15 protein-coding genes are annotated in these 17,001 nt (G+C 62.0%); all 15 read left to right on the plus strand.

Annotation, left to right across the window (positions count from 1 at the left end):
* The 15 genes from nuoH to ACSQ3L_RS16735 all read left to right on the plus strand — a co-directional run bounded on the left by nuoH (window position 1) and on the right by ACSQ3L_RS16735 (window position 16,989).
* Window positions 1–1,044, plus strand: coding sequence for an NADH-quinone oxidoreductase subunit NuoH (gene nuoH, locus ACSQ3L_RS16665; RefSeq protein WP_436160950.1), 1,044 nt, complete (start codon window positions 1–3; stop codon window positions 1,042–1,044).
* 244 nt (window positions 1,045–1,288) lie between these two features.
* A complete protein-coding gene (nuoI, locus tag ACSQ3L_RS16670) occupies window positions 1,289–1,780 on the plus strand; it encodes an NADH-quinone oxidoreductase subunit NuoI (protein ID WP_292638722.1) in 492 nt (163 codons plus the stop codon).
* Between the two features lie 124 nt (window positions 1,781–1,904).
* Window positions 1,905–2,525, plus strand: coding sequence for an NADH-quinone oxidoreductase subunit J (locus ACSQ3L_RS16675; RefSeq protein ID WP_436160951.1), 621 nt, complete (start codon window positions 1,905–1,907; stop codon window positions 2,523–2,525).
* 1 nt (window position 2,526) lies between these two features.
* Window positions 2,527–2,835, plus strand: coding sequence for an NADH-quinone oxidoreductase subunit NuoK (nuoK, locus tag ACSQ3L_RS16680; RefSeq protein ID WP_010910101.1), 309 nt, complete (start codon window positions 2,527–2,529; stop codon window positions 2,833–2,835).
* Between the two features lie 10 nt (window positions 2,836–2,845).
* Entirely contained in the window at window positions 2,846–4,819 is a 1,974-nt protein-coding gene (gene nuoL / locus ACSQ3L_RS16685; protein ID WP_436160952.1) for an NADH-quinone oxidoreductase subunit L, read from the plus strand.
* Entirely contained in the window at window positions 4,819–6,324 is a 1,506-nt protein-coding gene (locus ACSQ3L_RS16690) for an NADH-quinone oxidoreductase subunit M (RefSeq protein WP_436160953.1), read from the plus strand. The genes nuoL and ACSQ3L_RS16690 overlap by 1 nt, the downstream gene beginning before the upstream one ends.
* Before the next feature lie 18 nt (window positions 6,325–6,342).
* Window positions 6,343–7,779, plus strand: coding sequence for an NADH-quinone oxidoreductase subunit NuoN (nuoN, locus tag ACSQ3L_RS16695; RefSeq protein WP_436160954.1), 1,437 nt, complete (start codon window positions 6,343–6,345; stop codon window positions 7,777–7,779).
* 5 nt (window positions 7,780–7,784) lie between these two features.
* Window positions 7,785–8,606, plus strand: a complete 822-nt coding sequence (locus tag ACSQ3L_RS16700; protein WP_436160955.1) for a biotin--[acetyl-CoA-carboxylase] ligase — start codon at window positions 7,785–7,787, stop codon at window positions 8,604–8,606.
* Between the two features lie 118 nt (window positions 8,607–8,724).
* A complete protein-coding gene (locus tag ACSQ3L_RS16705) occupies window positions 8,725–10,395 on the plus strand; it encodes a ribonuclease J (RefSeq protein ID WP_436160956.1) in 1,671 nt (556 codons plus the stop codon).
* A gap of 138 nt (window positions 10,396–10,533) precedes the next feature.
* Window positions 10,534–10,938 (plus strand): methylmalonyl-CoA epimerase, encoded by a 405-nt coding sequence (gene mce / locus ACSQ3L_RS16710; protein WP_436160957.1) that lies wholly within the window; start codon window positions 10,534–10,536, stop codon window positions 10,936–10,938.
* Window positions 10,935–11,219, plus strand: a complete 285-nt coding sequence (locus tag ACSQ3L_RS16715) for a DUF1467 family protein (RefSeq protein WP_436160958.1) — start codon at window positions 10,935–10,937, stop codon at window positions 11,217–11,219. Before mce ends, ACSQ3L_RS16715 begins: the two co-directional genes overlap by 4 nt.
* Window positions 11,220–11,854: 635 nt before the next feature.
* Window positions 11,855–13,183 (plus strand): proline--tRNA ligase, encoded by a 1,329-nt coding sequence (gene proS, locus ACSQ3L_RS16720; protein WP_436160959.1) that lies wholly within the window; start codon window positions 11,855–11,857, stop codon window positions 13,181–13,183.
* Window positions 13,180–14,466 (plus strand): lipoprotein-releasing ABC transporter permease subunit, encoded by a 1,287-nt coding sequence (locus ACSQ3L_RS16725; protein ID WP_436160960.1) that lies wholly within the window; start codon window positions 13,180–13,182, stop codon window positions 14,464–14,466. The genes proS and ACSQ3L_RS16725 overlap by 4 nt, the downstream gene beginning before the upstream one ends.
* Window positions 14,466–15,146, plus strand: a complete 681-nt coding sequence (locus ACSQ3L_RS16730; protein ID WP_127272304.1) for an ABC transporter ATP-binding protein — start codon at window positions 14,466–14,468, stop codon at window positions 15,144–15,146. The genes ACSQ3L_RS16725 and ACSQ3L_RS16730 overlap by 1 nt, the downstream gene beginning before the upstream one ends.
* Before the next feature lie 592 nt (window positions 15,147–15,738).
* Complete coding sequence (locus tag ACSQ3L_RS16735; RefSeq protein WP_436160961.1) at window positions 15,739–16,989, plus strand: site-2 protease family protein; 1,251 nt, start codon at window positions 15,739–15,741, stop codon at window positions 16,987–16,989.
* Window positions 16,990–17,001: the final 12 nt, after the last annotated feature.

Below are 17,001 nucleotides of genomic sequence, written 5' to 3' on the forward strand. Positions count from 1 at the left end.
ATGGACACTTTCTTCTCCTTCTACGTGCTGCCGGCGCTGCTGATCTTGTTGAAGTCGGTGGTGCTGATCGTCGTGCTGTTGATCTTCGTCGCCTACATCCTCTACGCCGACCGCAAGATCTGGGCGGCGGTGCAATTGCGCCGTGGCCCGAATGTCGTCGGCCCCTGGGGCACGCTGCAGGCTTTCGCCGATCTGCTGAAATTCGTCTTCAAGGAACCGGTGATCCCGTCCGGCGCCAACAAGGGCGTGTTCCTGCTGGCGCCGCTGGTCTCTGCGGTGCTGGCGATCTCGGCCTGGGCGGTCATCCCGGTCAGCCAGGGCTGGGCGATCGCCAACGTCAATGTCGGCATCCTCTATGTCTTCGCCATCTCCTCGCTCGAAGTCTATGGCGTGATCATGGGCGGCTGGGCGTCGAATTCGAAGTATCCGTTCCTCGGCGCGCTGCGTTCGGCGGCGCAGATGGTGTCCTACGAAGTCTCGATCGGCTTCGTCATCGTCACCGTTCTGCTCACCGCCGGCTCGCTCAACCTCACGGATATCGTGCTGTCGCAGCATGATGGAATTGGCACGCGTATTGGCCTGCCCAACACCTTCCTCGACTGGAACTGGCTGGCGCTGTTCCCGATGTTCATCATCTTCTTCATCTCGGCGCTGGCCGAGACGAACCGGCCGCCTTTCGACCTGGTCGAAGCCGAATCGGAACTGGTCGCCGGCCACATGGTCGAATATTCGTCGACGCCGTTCCTTTTGTTCTTCCTCGGCGAGTATGTTGCCATCGTGCTGATGTGCGCGCTGGCCACCATCCTGTTCCTCGGTGGCTGGCTGCCTCCGTTCGACTTCGCGCCGTTTACCTGGGTGCCGGGCGTCATCTGGTTCGTGCTGAAGGTCTGTTTCGTGTTCTTCGGCATCTCCATGGTGAAGGCCTTCGTGCCGCGCTATCGCTACGACCAACTGATGCGGCTTGGCTGGAAGGTGTTCCTGCCGATCTCGCTGTTCATGGTGGTCGTCACCGCCGCCTTCCTCAAGATCACGGGGTTTGCGTGATGGGCGATTTGGTAATCTTGGTGGTAGGCGGCGCTTTTGGAGTCCTGGTGGGGTGGCTTATGTCACGCTCTGGCGCCCCACTTGAGCGATACCGGAAAAGGCAAACTGGTTTTTTTGGCGTTCCCCTATCGGTTGAGGAGCAGCAAATGGACGAGCATTTCGTCAAGCGCTTCGTTGTGGCTTACCCACTCATATTGGGCGTCATGTTCGCGGTCGTTGCGTTGGTAGCGTTTGGGAGTGGCAAATGGGTGCACTAACTCAGGCCGCAAAATCGCTGCTGCTGCAGGATTTCGTCAGCGCCTTCTTCCTGTCGATGCGCCAGTTCTTCGCGCCGAAGGAGACGATCAATTATCCGCACGAAAAGGGGCCGACCAGCCCGCGCTTCCGTGGCGAGCATGCGTTGCGCCGTTACCCGAACGGCGAGGAACGCTGCATTGCCTGCAAATTGTGCGAGGCGATCTGCCCGGCGCAGGCTATCACCATCGAGGCCGGTCCGCGCCGCAATGACGGCACGCGCCGTACGGTGCGTTACGATATCGACATGGTGAAGTGCATCTATTGCGGCTTCTGCCAGGAGGCGTGCCCGGTCGACGCCATCGTCGAGGGGCCGAATTTCGAATTCGCGACGGAGACGCGCGAAGAACTCTACTACGACAAGGACAAGCTGTTGGCGAATGGCGACCGGTGGGAGCGCGAACTGGCGCGCAACATCTCGCTGGACTCGCCCTACCGCTGATATTTGACGCATGGACGGGGCGAGGGGCCTCGTCTAAGGACACAACGAAACTCGCAGCCTGAGGCGGCGGCAAACATCGAAACAGGACGGTTGTCCTGTTTGTACAGGAACCCGGGGGAACCCCATGTTGAGTGGACTAGAGGCGGCCTTTTTCTACCTCTTCGCCTTTGTCGCGGTGGCATCGGCGTTCATGGTCATTTCGTCGCGCAACCCCGTGCATTCGGTGCTGTTCCTGATCCTGACCTTTTTCAACGCCGCCGGCCTGTTCATGCTGACCGGGGCCGAGTTCCTGGCGATGATCCTGCTCGTCGTCTATGTCGGCGCGGTCATGGTGCTGTTCCTGTTCGTCGTCATGATGCTCGACGTCGATTTCGCCGAGATGAAGGAAGGTGCCCTGCAATATGCGCCGATCGGCGCGCTGGTCGGGCTGATCCTGGCGGCGGAACTGATCGTCGTGCTCGGCGGCTACACCTTCGCGCCGCAGCTCGCCGCGACGGTCTCCAAGCCCATTCCGGATCTCGCGGCGCGGACAAACACGGCCGCGCTGGGCGACATCCTCTATACCGATTACCTCTACTACTTCCAGATTTCGGGCCTCATCCTGCTGGTCGCCATGATCGGCGCGATCGTGCTGACGCTGCGCCATAAACCAGGCGTCAAGCGGCAGTCGATCGCAGCCCAGGTCGGCCGCACGGCGGCGACGGGCATGGAAATTCGCAAGGTCAAGACAGGCGAGGGACTCTGAGATGGTTGTCGGCATCGCGCATTATCTGACCGTATCGGCTGTTCTGTTCACGCTCGGCGTGTTCGGCATCTTCCTGAACCGCAAGAACGTCATTGTCATCCTGATGTCGGTCGAGCTGATCCTGCTTGCGGTCAACATCAATTTCGTCGCCTTTTCGGCCGCACTTGGCGATCTGGTCGGCCAGGTGTTCGCGCTGTTCGTGCTGACGGTCGCGGCGGCTGAAGCCGCCATCGGACTTGCCATTCTCGTCGTCTTCTTCCGCAACCGCGGCTCGATCGCGGTCGAAGACGTGAACATGATGAAGGGTTGACGGAACCACCATGTATCAGGCCATCGTCTTCCTTCCCCTGCTCGGCTTCCTGATCGTCGGCCTGTTCGGCACGTCGCTCGGCGCCAAGGCGTCCGAATACATCACCTCCGGCTTCCTGGTGATCGCGGCCGTGCTGTCGTGGGTCGCTTTCTTCACCGTCGGTTTCGGCCATGGCGAGGTGTTCACCGTGCCGGTGATGCGCTGGATCCAGTCGGGCGGACTGGAAGCGTCCTGGGCGCTCCGGATCGACACGCTGACGGTGGTGATGCTGGTGGTGGTCAACACCGTGTCGGCGCTGGTTCACATCTATTCGATCGGCTACATGCACCACGATCCGAACCGGCCGCGTTTCTTTGCCTATCTGTCGCTGTTCACCTTCGCCATGCTGATGCTGGTGACGGCCGACAACCTCGTACAGATGTTCTTCGGCTGGGAAGGGGTCGGCCTCGCCTCCTACCTGCTGATCGGCTTCTGGTACAAGAAGCCGTCGGCCAATGCCGCGGCAATCAAGGCCTTCGTCGTCAACCGTGTCGGCGACTTCGGCTTCGCGCTCGGCATTTTTGGCGTCTTCGTGCTGTTCGGCTCGGTCAATCTCGGCACCATCTTCGCCAATGCGGCGACGTTTGTTCCGGCTGAAGGCGCCCCACAAGGCGCTACCGTGCTGACCTTTCTCGGCTATGCGCTGGACAAGCAGGCGGCCATGACGATCGTCTGCCTGCTGCTGTTCATGGGCGCCATGGGCAAGTCGGCGCAGGTGCCGCTGCACACCTGGCTGCCGGATGCCATGGAAGGCCCGACTCCGGTCTCGGCCCTGATCCATGCCGCCACCATGGTGACGGCCGGCGTGTTCATGCTGGCGCGGCTGTCGCCGCTGTTCGAACTGTCGCATTCGGCACTGACGGTGGTGACCTTCATCGGTGCCTTCACAGCCTTTTTCGCCGCGACGGTCGGTCTCGTCCAGAACGACATCAAGCGCGTCATCGCCTATTCGACCTGTTCGCAGCTCGGCTACATGTTCGTGGCGCTCGGCGTCGGCGCCTATGGCGCGGCGATCTTCCATCTGTTCACGCATGCCTTCTTCAAGGCGCTGCTGTTCCTTGGCTCGGGCTCGGTCATCCATGCTGTCTCCGACGAGCAGGACATGCGCAGGATGGGCGGCCTCAGGAAACTGATCCCGGCCACCTACTGGATGATGGTGATCGGCACGCTGGCGCTAACCGGTGTCGGCATTCCGGTGACGGTCATCGGCACCGCCGGCTTCTTCTCCAAGGACGCCATCATCGAGAGCGCCTTTGCCAGCCACAATTCGGTTGCCGGCCTGGCATTCGTGTTGCTGGTCATCGCCGCCTGCTTCACCTCCTTCTACTCATGGCGGCTGATCTTCATGACTTTCCACGGCCAGCCGAGGGCCAGCCACGAGGTCATGCACCACGTCCATGAGTCGCCGCCGGTGATGCTGGTGCCGCTGTTCATCCTGGCCGCGGGCGCATTGTTTGCCGGCATCATCTTCCACGGCGCCTTCATCGGCGAGGGCCATGCCGAGTTCTGGAAGGCGTCGCTGTTCACGCTGCCGGAAAACCACATCCTGCACGAGATCCACGAATTGCCGCTGTGGGTCGAGCTGTCACCCTTCATCGCCATGCTGATTGGCTTCGCTGTGGCCTGGAAGTTCTACATCCGCTCGCCGGAAATGCCCCGAAGCGTCGCCGCCAACCATCGCTTGCTCTACGCCTTCCTGCTCAACAAATGGTATTTCGACGAACTCTACGACTTCCTGTTCGTGCGGCCGGCAAAGGCCCTCGGCCATTTCCTGTGGAAGACCGGCGACGGAACGATCATTGATGGGCTTGGCCCGGATGGCGTTTCAGCGCGCGTCGTCGATGTCACCAACCGCGTCGTCAAGCTGCAGACCGGCTACCTCTACCATTATGCCTTCGCCATGCTGATCGGCGTTGCCGCACTCGTCACCTGGATGATGCTCTGATGACCGCCTGGCCAATCCTCTCGCTGGTCACCTTCCTGCCGCTGGTTGGTGTGCTGCTCATCCTGTTCATCAACGATGACAGCGAAAACGCGCGCCGCAACATCCGCGCCATCGCGCTGTTGACGACGACATTCACGTTCATCATCTCGCTGTTCATCTGGACCGGTTTCGACAATTCGCAATCCGGCTTCCAGTTCGTCGAGAAGGTCGCCTGGCTCGACTCCGGCATTTCCTATCACATGGGCGTCGACGGCATTTCGATGCTGTTCGTCATCCTGACGACCTTCCTGATGCCGCTCTGCATCCTGGCGTCGTGGGAATCGATCGAGAAGCGCGTCAAGGCTTACATGATCGCCTTCCTGCTGCTCGAAACGCTGATGATCGGCGTGTTCTGCGCGCTGGACATCGTGCTGTTCTACGTCTTCTTCGAAGCCGGCCTGATCCCGATGTTCATCATCATCGGTGTCTGGGGCGGCAAGCGGCGCGTCTACGCCTCGTTCAAGTTCTTCCTCTATACGCTGGCCGGCTCGGTGCTGATGCTGCTCGCCATCATGGCGATGTTCTTCCAGTCCGGCACGACCGACATCCCGACGCTGTTGACCCACAATTTCCCGGCCAACATGCAGACATGGCTATGGCTCGCCTTCTTCGCCTCCTTCGCGGTGAAGATGCCGATGTGGCCGGTGCACACCTGGCTGCCCGACGCGCATGTCGAGGCGCCGACGGCAGGCTCCGTCATCCTGGCCGCCATCCTCTTGAAGATGGGCGGATACGGCTTCCTGCGCTTCTCCTTGCCGATGTTCCCGCTGGCGTCCGAAATGTTCGCGCCTTTGGTCTTCGCGCTCTCCATCGTCGCCATCATCTACACCTCGCTGGTGGCGCTGATGCAGGAGGACATGAAGAAGCTGATCGCCTATTCGTCGGTTGCCCATATGGGCTTCGTCACCATGGGCATCTTCGCCATGAACCAGGAAGGCGTGCAGGGCGCCATCTTCCAGATGCTCAGCCACGGCCTCGTCTCCGGCGCGCTGTTCCTGTGCGTCGGCGTCATCTACGACCGCATGCACACGCGCGAGATTGACGCCTATGGCGGCCTCGTCAACAACATGCCGAAATACGCCACCGTGTTCATGATCTTCACCATGGCAAATGTCGGCCTGCCCGGAACCAGCGGCTTCGTCGGTGAATTCCTGACCATGCTCGGCGTCTTCCGGGTCAACACCTGGGTGGCGTTCTTCGCCGCCACCGGCGTCATCCTGTCGGCTGCCTACGCGCTCTGGCTCTATCGCCGGGTGATCTTCGGCGCGCTGACCAAGGACAGCCTGAAGGGCCTGCTCGACCTGTCGCCGCGCGAGAAGGTGATCATCTACCCGCTGGTCGTGCTGGTCATCTTCTTCGGCGTCTATCCCGCCCCGGTCTTCGACGCGACGGCCGAATCGGTCAAGTCGCTCGTCACCAATGTCACTGCATCCATCGGCGCCGCGCAGACCGCGGCGGCGAACTGACCAGAGGTTTTGCGAACCATGACGCCGGACCTTTTCTCCAGCCTGTCGCTCTCGACGCCAGAGCTGATCCTTGCCATCGGCGCGCTGGCGCTGCTGATGGTCGGGGCCTATTCGCGCGCCAACACCGCCAACACGGTGACCGGCCTTGCGGTTGCCGTGCTGGTGATCGCAGGCGCCTGGCTGATCTTCCAAACCGGGCAGGGCAGCGCCTACGGCAATGCCTTCATCCAGGATTCCTTCGCCCGTTTCATGAAGGTGCTGGCGCTGGTCGGCTCGGCGGTGACGCTGGTCATGTCGATGCGCTTTGCCAAGGCCGAGCGCTTCGACAAGTTCGAATATCCGGTGCTGATCCTGCTCTGCACACTCGGCATGATGCTGATGATCTCCGCCAACGGCATGATCGGGCTCTATCTCGGTCTCGAACTGCAATCGCTGGCGATCTATGTGCTGTGCGCGATCAACCGCGACAATCTGCGCTCGACCGAGGCCGGCCTGAAGTATTTTGTCCTCGGCGCGCTGTCGTCGGGCATGCTGCTTTACGGCATCAGCCTGGTCTACGGCTACACCGGCAATACCGGCTTCCAGGAGATCGCGACGGCTCTCGGCAGCGGCGAGCGCCAGCTTGGCCTGGTTTTCGGTCTCGTCTTCGTGCTGGCCGGCCTTGCCTTCAAGATCTCGGCGGTGCCGTTCCATATGTGGACGCCCGACGTCTATGAGGGCGCGCCGACGCCGGTAACGGCGTTCCTGGCGGCGGCCCCCAAGATGGCGGCGATGGCGCTGATCGTGCGTGTCACCATGGGCGCATTCAAGCCGATTGCCTCCGACTGGCAGCAGATCATCGTCTTCATCTCGATCGCCTCGATGGCGCTCGGCGCTTTCGCGGCGATCGGCCAGACCAACATCAAGCGGCTGATGGCCTATTCCTCGATCGGCCATATGGGCTACGCGCTGGTCGGCCTCGCGGCCAACAGCCAGGCCGGCGTGCGCGGCGTGGCCATCTACATGCTGATCTATCTGGTGATGACGCTCGGCACCTTCGCCTTCATCCTCGCCATGCGGCGCAAGGAAGGCAATGTCGAGCAGATCAGCGATCTGGCCGGCCTGTCGTCGACCAATCCGATCATGGCGACCATCCTGACCATCCTGATGTTCTCGCTGGCCGGCATTCCGCCGCTCGCCGGGTTCTGGGGGAAATGGTACGTCTTCCTCGCCGCCATCAACGCCAATCTCTACGCGCTGGCGATCATCGGCGTGCTGGCCTCGGTGGTGGGCGCCTATTATTATTTGCGCATCATCAAGATCATGTGGTTCGACGAACCGGTCGGCGGCTTCGTGCCGATGGCAACGGAATTGCGTGTCGTGCTCGGCGTCTGTGGCGCCTTCGTGCTGTTCTATGTGCTGATCGGCGGACCGATCGGCACCTATGCCGAAGCCGCCGCCAAGACGTTTTTCTAGACGGCATGGCATTTCGGCTGGCCCCAACCTCGGCGTCGGAAGGGTTCCGGCTCGAGGCGCATGACAGCGTCGGCTCCACCAATGCGCTGGCGCTGGACCACGCAAGGGCAGGCGACCCGGGCAAATTGTGGGTCGTTTCCAAGAAGCAGGAAAGCGGGCGTGGCCGGCGCGGCCGTGTCTGGGCCACACCGGAAGGCAATCTGGCGGCGACGTTGCTCGTCATCACCAATGGTGAGCTTCGCCTTGCCGCAACGCTGGGCTTTGTCGCCGGGCTGGCATTGGCCGACGCGCTCGATGCCGTTGTGCCGAAGGGCCGGGTCGCCATCGGCCTCGACGGCGGCAGTGAAGGAAAAAACCGTTTCGAGCTGAAGTGGCCGAACGACGTGCTTGCCTCCGGCGCCAAGCTGGCCGGCATCCTGCTGGAATCGGCTGTTCTGGAAGGCGGCCGTTTCGCGGTGGCGGTCGGCATCGGCGTCAATGTGGTGGCTTATCCCGAAGATTTGCCTTATCCGGCAACATCACTCAGCGCGTTGGGCGCGACATGCGATGCGGAAACACTGTTCCTGGCGCTGTCGGATGCCTGGAGCGAGAATGTCCGGTTGTGGGATGAAGGGCGCGGACTTGCCGCCATCAGGCGACGGTGGCTGGCTCGCGCGGCGGGGCTCGGCGGCGAGGTTGCTGTCAGAATTGACGGTAATGTGGTGCGTGGGGTGTTTGAAACCATTGACGAGGACTGCCGTTTCGTGATCCGCGACGATGAAGGTTCGGTTCTGACGATCGCGGCCGGCGACGTGCATTTCGGGGCGGTCGCTTCAGCCAGAGCCTAGGGCTGTTCGTGAACGGCTCTAACTGTTTGTTTTTGCGCAATTCCTGTGGGAAAACCGATACACACTTTTCCTGGAATTGCTTTATGGGCTTGGCTTGAGGGCCAGGAAGGGAAAAATCATGGCGAAAGCGGAAAACGCCGAACTCGTCTTCGTGCCGCTCGGCGGCGTCGGCGAGATCGGCATGAACTTCGCTCTTTACGGCTACGGACCGCCCAGTGCGCGCGAGTGGATCATCATCGATGTCGGCGTGACCTTCCCCGATGCCGCACATCCGGGCGTCGACCTGATCCTGCCCGACACGCGCTTCATCGAGGAGGACCTCGCCAATCTGCGCGGCATCGTCATCACGCATGCGCATGAAGACCATTACGGCGCACTGCTCGACACCTGGCCGAAGCTGAAGGCGCCGGTGTGGATGACGCCGTTCAGCGCCGGCTTGCTCGAAGCCAAGCGGCAAGGCGAGCAGGGCGCGCCGAAAATACCGGTGACGATCTACCGGGCGGGCGAGAAATTCACAGTCGGCCCGTTCGAGATCGAGGCTATTCCGGTCGCGCACTCCATTCCCGAACCGATGTCGCTGGCGATCACCTCGCCGGCCGGCACAGTCATCCACACCGGCGACTGGAAGATCGACCCGGAGCCGACGATCGGGCCGAAGACCGACGAGGGGCGCTTCCGCGCCTATGGCGACAAGGGCGTTCTGGCGCTGATCTGCGATTCGACCAATGCGCTGCGGGAAGGCGAGTCGCCTTCGGAAGTGGCCGTCGGCGAAGGCCTCAAGGGCGTCATCCAGGCCGCCAAGGGCCGTGTCGCGGTCACCACGTTCTCCTCCAATGTCGGACGCATCGTCTCCATTGCCAAGGCGGCGCGCGATGCCGGCCGTCAGTGCCTGGTGCTCGGCCGTTCGCTGAAGCGCGTCATCGATGTGGCCGGCGAACTCGGCTACATGGACGGCCTGCCGGAGTTCATCGCCGAGGAGGATTTTGGCTTCATCCCGCGTGAAAACCTGGTCATCATCTGCACCGGCAGCCAGGGCGAACCGCTGGCAGCATTGGCCAAGCTGTCGCGCGAAGAGATGAAGTCGGTATCGCTGACGGCAGGCGACACGGTGGTGTTTTCGTCGCGTACCATCCCCGGCAACGAAAAGGCGATCCTTGAGATCAAGAACCGCCTGATCGATCTCGGCATCAAGATCATCGAGGACGGCGATGCGCTGGTGCATGTCTCCGGCCATCCGCGGCGCAGCGAATTGCGCAAGATGTATGAATGGGTGCGGCCGCAGATCGGCGTTCCCGTGCATGGCGAGGCGGCGCATCTGGTGGCGCAGGGATCGCTGATGTCGACATCGGGCATCGGTCAGGTGGCGCAGGTGCGCGACGGCGACATGCTCAGGCTTGCTCCCGGCCCAGCCACGATCATCGACCAGGTGCCGTTCGGCCGCATATACAAGGACGGCAGACTGATCGGTACCGATCAGGCGATGGGCATCCGCGACCGGCGCAAACTGTCCTTTGCCGGCCATGTGGCGGTCAATGTCGTGCTCGACGACAAATATGAGCTCGCCGGTGACCCCGATCTGGTCGCCATCGGCGTCGCCGAGGCCGATGGCCGTGGCGAGTCGCTGGAGGATCTGATGATCGATGCGGCCGTCGGCGCGGTGGACTCGATCCCCCGCCAGCGCCGAAAAGACCTCGACCTTGTGCAAGAGGCGGTACGACGCGCCGTGCGTGGCGCTGCCAACGAAGCCTGGGGCAAGAAACCATTGGTGACGGTGTTCGTTACCAGGTGAGGAATTAAGGGAGTAGGGGAGTAGGGGAGTAGGGAAGTATGGGAATAGGAAGAGCAAACAGCTGACATACCTGTCTTTTCCCCCACTCCCTTATTCCCCTATTCCCCTATTCCCATACTCCCTAGCTTGGGAGTGCCAATGCTCAGACGCCTCAATCATGTCGCGCTTGCCGTGCCGGAGCTGACTGCTGCCGTCGCCGCTTATCGCAATACGCTCGGCGCGGACGTGACGGAGCCGCAGGCGCTGCCCGAGCATGGCGTCACGGTGGTGTTCGTCAATGTCGGCAACACCAAGATCGAACTGCTCGAGCCATTAGGCGAGGGATCGCCGATCGCGGCATTCCTCGCGAAAAACCCTTCCGGCGGCATGCACCATCTTTGCTACGAGGTCGACGACATCCTAGCGGCGCGTGACCAGCTCAAGGCTGCCGGCGCTCGTGTGCTGGGCGACGGCAACCCGAAAACCGGCGCGCACGGCAAGCCGGTGCTGTTCCTGCATCCGAAGGATTTTTTCGGCACGCTGATCGAACTGGAGCAATCATGAGTTGGGTTTCGTTCACCGCCCTGTTTTTCGCGACCTGGTGGGTGGTGCTGTTTGTGGTGCTGCCGTTCAGCGTGAGGACGCAGGACGACGATCGTGACGTGACGCTGGGCACGGTTCCGAGCGCGCCGCGCGGTCCGCACATGCTGCGCGCCGTGATCCGCACCACCATCGCCACGGCTGTCCTGATGGGCATTTTCTATGGCCTCACGCATGGGCTGGGATACAGCCTCAACGACATCCCGCACATCGTGCCGGATTTCGGCCAAACACCAGCCAAATAGACCGATTGGCGCCGACCTTTTCATCCATCGGAATCGTGAGCGGTTTCGGTCAGGGTTGCCGTGCCGTTTGCTGTCCGGTCGAGCGCTGACGCAAGGTAAGGTAGTTTGGCAACTCACGGCGCTAAGCAGGTGATTGCACAAAAAAAATGCAAGGCACAAGGCCTTGCAATTTAAACGCGTCCGATCTGTTTCCGGTTTCCGGCGGCAGCGAGTAACCGCGCCTAGATCGCATCCTCCCAAGACTTTGACCGCGTAGGAGAGCAGATTTTTTTCTACCCTCTCGGTTATCAGGGCACATTAGCCCAAGGCGAATGACAATGTCACGAAGAATTTTGCCTTGAAACGGGCATTCTCGTGCTGCACTGCACAATAGTGTGGCAGGCGTTGCTTGGGGAACGACCAATAGGATGCGCAGGGCAAGCGCGGCGCCTTGCAGCGCCGCGCGTCCGCTGGACGCTTGAAGGACACCGCGACGCTTTTGATCCCAGCTGTCCCTGCTTTTTGAAAATCGATTTCCGATTTTCGGGCGGCTGCGTCCGGGTTTCCATTCCGCCATGAAATGGCTATGAAGCCGGGGCAAGCAAGCCAAAGTCGCGCCGATTCTGACGCGGCCATCCTCACTCACGGACCAGTCCATGCGTTTGTCGCGCTATTTCCTGCCTATCCTCAAAGAAAATCCGCGCGAGGCCGAAATCGTCTCGCATCGGTTGATGCTGCGCGCCGGCATGATCCGCCAGCAGGGGCAGGGCAGTTTCTCGTGGCTGCCGCTCGGCAAGCGGGTGCTGGACAAGGTCTGCCGCATCATCCGCGAGGAGCAGAATCGCGCCGGTGCGCTGGAAATCCTGATGCCGACCATCCAGTCGGCGGATCTGTGGCGCGAAAGCGGCCGCTATGACGACTACGGCAAGGAAATGCTGCGCATCAAGGACCGGCAGGACCGCGACATGCTCTACGGCCCGACCAATGAGGAAGTGGTCACCGAGATCGTCCGCGCTTATGTGAAATCCTACAAGGACCTGCCGCTCAACCTCTACCACATCCAGTGGAAGTTCCGCGACGAAGTGCGGCCGCGCTTTGGCGTCATGCGCAGCAGAGAATTCCTGATGAAGGATGCCTATTCCTTCGACCTCGACTTCGAGGGCGCCAAGGCGGCCTACAACAGGATGTTCGTGTCCTATCTCAGGACCTTTACGCGCATGGGGCTGCAGGCAATTCCGATGCGGGCCGACACCGGGCCGATCGGCGGCGACCTCAGCCATGAATTCATCATCCTGGCCGACACCGGCGAGAGCCAGGTTTTCTGCCACCGCGACTATCTTTCGCTCGATGTGCCCGGAGAGAAGACCGACTTCGCCAACGACGCCGAGATCGGCGATATCGTCAAGACATGGACGACCCCTTACGCGGCCACCGACGAGATGCATGACGAGGCGGCGTGGGAGAAGATCGGCGAGAGCGACAAGGTGTCGGCACGCGGCATCGAGGTCGGCCACATCTTCCACTTCGGCGACAAATATTCCAAGCCGATGGGCGCCAAGGTGACCGGACCCGACGGCAAGGATCATTTCGTCTCCGGCGGCTCCTACGGTATCGGTCCCTCGCGCCTTGTCGCGGCGATCATCGAGGCCAGCCATGACGACAACGGCATCATCTGGCCGGAAGCGGTGGCGCCGTTCGACATCGGATTGATCAACATGAAGGCGGGCGATGCCGAGTGCGACCGCGTCTGCGACGAGCTGCATTTCGCTTTCGTCGCCGCCGGCAAGGACGTGCTTTACGACGACACCGACCAGCGGCCCGGCGGCAAGTTCGCCACCGCCGACCTGATCGGCCTGCCATGGCAAGTGATCGTCGGGCCGCGCGGTGTCGCCGCCGGTGAGATCGAGATCAAGAATCGCAAGACCGGCGAGCGCGAGACGCTGCCGATCGCGGAGGCGAAAAAGCGCTTCGGTGTCGCCACATGAACGAGGCGGCGGCGGCAAGATCGGCGGGCGCCGGACCCTTTTCCATCTTCGAACGCATGGTCGCCTGGCGTTATCTGCGCTCACGGCGCAAGGAAACGGTGATCTCGGTGATCGCCTCGATCTCCTTCCTCGGCATCATGCTGGGCGTCGCCACGCTGATCGTGGTGATGGCGGTGATGAACGGTTTTCGGGCGGAGCTTTTGACGCGCATCCTCGGCGTCAACGGCCATCTGATCGTGCAGCCGCTCGATTCGCCGCTGGAGGACTATGCGCAGGTCGCCGGCCGCATCAACGGCGTATCAGGCGTCAAATACGCCATCCCGCTGATCGACGGCCAGGTTTTGGCGCAAGGCAATGTCGGCGGCGGAACCGGCGCGCTGGTGCGCGGCATACGCGGCGAGGATCTGAGCAAAATCTCGATCGTGGCCAGCAACATCAAGCAGGGCTCGATCGCCGATTTCGACACCGGCGATGGCGTTGCCATCGGCAAGCGGATGGCCGAGAATCTCGGCTTGACGCTCGGCGACACCATCACCTTGATCTCACCGGACGGCGACGTGACCCCGATCGGCACGACGCCGCGCATGAAGGGCTACAAGATCGCGGCGATCTTCGAAGTCGGCATGTCCGAATATGACACTTCCATCGTCTACATGCCGTTCTCCGAAGCGCAGCTCTATTTCAACATGGACGGGCGGGCGCAGACGATCGAGATCTATGTCGACAATCCTGACGATGTCGACGCGCTGAAACCGAAGGTGGAGGCGGCTGCGCAGCGGCCGATCGACATGGTCGATTGGCGCCAGCGCAACGAGACCTTCTTCTCCGCCCTGCAGGTCGAGCGCAACGTGATGTTCATGATCCTGACGCTGATCGTGCTGGTGGCGGCGCTCAACATCATCTCCGGCCTGATCATGCTGGTGAAGGACAAGGGCCACGACATCGCCATCCTGCGCACCATGGGGGCGTCGCGCGGCGCCATCCTGCGCATCTTCCTGATGACGGGGGCGGCGATCGGCGTGACCGGCACGCTCGCCGGCGTGCTGCTCGGCGTGCTGATCTGCACCAACATCGAATCCATCCGCCAGTTCTTCTCGTGGATGACCGGCAAGGTGCTGTTCAATCCGGAACTCTATTTCCTCAGCCAGCTGCCGGCGAAGATGGATCCGCGCGAGACCACTTATGTCATCCTGATGGCGCTCGGCCTGTCGTTCCTGGCAACGGTGTTTCCGGCGTGGCGGGCCGCCCGGCTCGATCCGGTCGAAGCCTTGAGGTACGAGTAGTGGCCGAGGTCATTATCGAGCTGAAGAGCGTCGAGCGGCACTATGTGCAGGGGCCGCGCAAGCTCACCATTTTGAACGGCGCCGATTTCTCGCTGAAGCGCGGCGAGATGGTGGCGCTGGTGGCGCCGTCGGGCACCGGCAAGTCGACGCTTCTGCACACCGCCGGCCTGCTGGAGCGTCCCGACGCCGGCGACGTCATCCTGGCCGGCCGTGCCTGCGGGCGGCTGTCCGACGACGAGCGCACGGCGATCCGCCGCAACGATGTCGGCTTCGTCTACCAGTTCCATCACCTGCTGCCGGAATTCTCGGCGCTGGAAAACATCATGATGCCTCAGCTCATCAAAGGGCTGAGCCGCAAGGACGCGGCCGAGCGCGCGGCACAGTTGCTCGACTACATGCAGATCGGCAAGCGCGCGTCGCACCGGCCGTCCGAGCTTTCCGGCGGCGAGCAGCAGCGCGTCGCCATCGCCCGCGCGGTTGCCAATGCGCCGCTGGTGCTGCTGGCCGACGAGCCGACCGGCAATCTCGACCCGGTCACCGCCTCCTATGTGTTCGAGGCGCTGGCGGCGCTGGTCAAGCAATCGGGCCTGGCGGCGCTGATCGCCACCCACAATCACGAACTGGCATCGCGCATGGACCGGCGCGTCACGCTGGCCGACGGCAAAGTGGTGCCGCTTTAGGATGTGCTGATATTCAGGTGAGGCCGGCCTGCAAACGGTGGTCTCCTGCGCTTCCGGCCTTCGCCGGCCGAAGCACTTGTAAGTGGTGGTGGCAATGAAGGCTACGGCCGGCGTAGGCCGGTGCTCACGTACCCAAAAGTACGCTCCGCTCCGGTTCTCGGAAACCATCGTTTTCGACTCGGCCTGACCTGAATCTCAACACATCCAGCGTTCCCGCGAACTTTTGCGCAGCCCGATTCCGACAGGTTGTCGGCTTGTCGCATGCCCATCAACCTTTTCTTAACCCTGCTGATCTGATCGCCGCAAAAATCCGGAGGCGGCCGGATTGTGCTCGTTGACATTGAAACAAAATTAGAACAAACTGCGAACATATCAACAACAGGAGAGAGTTATGACCGATCTGGTTCAGGATGTCATCTCACTGGTTTGCATGAGCACATTCCTCGTTTCCATGGCGATCTGGATCGGAGCCATGTGATTTGGCGGCGTTCGCCGCTGCTGTTCCTACGCCGTCGAAGACGGTTCCGCCGTTAAGCCTTCCTTGCCGCCGCAACGTTAGGGTGCCCTGACAAGACAGGGGAGCAACGTCCAGATGTCGCCCATCGTCACGGCCATTCTGGTGGCCAGCAATCTCGGGCTGATCTTTCTGTTGATGACCGTGCCGCTTGGTCTGCGCACGGTCCGGCTCAGCCGCGTGATAGCGGCGAACAGGCAGCACCTTTGGCAGGCGCTGTGGCCTCTCGGCAGCGATGCCGGCTGGTCAGGTGAGATTCTTTCCGCCGAAGCTCTGGACGGTGAGGGTGTGGCACGTATCACGCTGTCCTGGGAAGGACGCGACGGCAAGCCGATCGAGCGCAAGTCGCGGTTCGAAGATGTTGTCGAGGGCAGCCGTTTCTCGATGCGCGTCATCGAGGACACCGCGCTCGACGCCTCGTTCTGGAAGGATTTTCGCGAAACGGCTGAACTCGTTTCCGAGGGCAGCGGCACGCGGGTGACGCTCAGCCAAACCGATCGCTACCGCGGCGTTGCCTTCCTGGTGTTCCGCTATTTCGCCATGCGCCGCGAACTCTCCAAGCTGCGGCGCTGGGCACGGACCGGGCAGTATCGCAAGGGCGGCTGGTTCGAGCATCCGCTCAGCCAGGTCGGCTTCGCCGGTCTTTCGGCCTTGATCCTGTGGCCATTCTTCGGCCTTCACCCCGGCGGCCTGGCACTGGCCGCGATCCTCACATCAGTGGTCGCCTTGCATGAGCTTGGCCATATGGCGGCGTTCCGGCTGATGGGTCACAACAGGGCGCGGATGATCTTCATTCCGCTGCTCGGCGGCATCGCCATCGGCGGGCGGCCCTATGACAGCCGTTTCGAGGTCGCCTTCGTGGCGCTGATGGGCGCCGGCTTCTCCGCCTTCCTGGTGCCCATCGCTATCGCCGCCAGCACCTTTGCCGGAGCGGAAGGACATCGGCTGGCAGCAATGCTGCTGGCGGCCCTGGCGGGCTTTGCCGCCCTGTTCAATATCGCCAATCTGGTGCCGGTGTGGAAGTTCGACGGCGGCCAGGTGCTGCGCCAGATTTGCCCGGGGCCGATCGCGCTGGCGCTGGCCTCTTTCTTCCTGCTCTCGGCTTTCCTGGCTGTGGGTTGGCAGGCCGGCTTTTCTTCCAACTTTCTGCTCGCGGCGGGAGCGGTGTTTTCGATCCTCAGCCTGCTGACGATGAGCAGCGGGTTTAAGCCACGCCACGAGCTGAAGCCGATCCGCACCGTCGACCGCTTCGCCATCGCCGGTGCGCTGCTGGCGGTGTTCGCCATCCATGGCTACGGCGTCCTGTGGGCCTCTGCTCAATTAATTTGAGCCGTTACCGGA

It is taken from the genome of Mesorhizobium sp. LjRoot246, assembly GCF_964254115.1.
Taxonomy (GTDB): Bacteria; Pseudomonadota; Alphaproteobacteria; order Rhizobiales; family Rhizobiaceae; genus Mesorhizobium.

What these genes read in the sequence shown, in the direction of transcription:
- nuoH (WP_436160950.1), top strand. Translation starts at nt 1, where the DNA reads ATGGACACTTTCTTCTCCTTCTACGTGCTGCCGGCGCTGCTGATCTTG.
- nuoI (WP_292638722.1), top strand. Translation starts at nt 1,289, where the DNA reads ATGGGTGCACTAACTCAGGCCGCAAAATCGCTGCTGCTGCAGGATTTC.
- ACSQ3L_RS16675 (WP_436160951.1), top strand. Translation starts at nt 1,905, where the DNA reads ATGTTGAGTGGACTAGAGGCGGCCTTTTTCTACCTCTTCGCCTTTGTC.
- nuoK (WP_010910101.1), top strand. Translation starts at nt 2,527, where the DNA reads ATGGTTGTCGGCATCGCGCATTATCTGACCGTATCGGCTGTTCTGTTC.
- nuoL (WP_436160952.1), top strand. Translation starts at nt 2,846, where the DNA reads ATGTATCAGGCCATCGTCTTCCTTCCCCTGCTCGGCTTCCTGATCGTC.
- ACSQ3L_RS16690 (WP_436160953.1), top strand. Translation starts at nt 4,819, where the DNA reads ATGACCGCCTGGCCAATCCTCTCGCTGGTCACCTTCCTGCCGCTGGTT.
- nuoN (WP_436160954.1), top strand. Translation starts at nt 6,343, where the DNA reads ATGACGCCGGACCTTTTCTCCAGCCTGTCGCTCTCGACGCCAGAGCTG.
- ACSQ3L_RS16700 (WP_436160955.1), top strand. Translation starts at nt 7,785, where the DNA reads ATGGCATTTCGGCTGGCCCCAACCTCGGCGTCGGAAGGGTTCCGGCTC.
- ACSQ3L_RS16705 (WP_436160956.1), top strand. Translation starts at nt 8,725, where the DNA reads ATGGCGAAAGCGGAAAACGCCGAACTCGTCTTCGTGCCGCTCGGCGGC.
- mce (WP_436160957.1), top strand. Translation starts at nt 10,534, where the DNA reads ATGCTCAGACGCCTCAATCATGTCGCGCTTGCCGTGCCGGAGCTGACT.
- ACSQ3L_RS16715 (WP_436160958.1), top strand. Translation starts at nt 10,935, where the DNA reads ATGAGTTGGGTTTCGTTCACCGCCCTGTTTTTCGCGACCTGGTGGGTG.
- proS (WP_436160959.1), top strand. Translation starts at nt 11,855, where the DNA reads ATGCGTTTGTCGCGCTATTTCCTGCCTATCCTCAAAGAAAATCCGCGC.
- ACSQ3L_RS16725 (WP_436160960.1), top strand. Translation starts at nt 13,180, where the DNA reads ATGAACGAGGCGGCGGCGGCAAGATCGGCGGGCGCCGGACCCTTTTCC.
- ACSQ3L_RS16735 (WP_436160961.1), top strand. Translation starts at nt 15,739, where the DNA reads ATGTCGCCCATCGTCACGGCCATTCTGGTGGCCAGCAATCTCGGGCTG.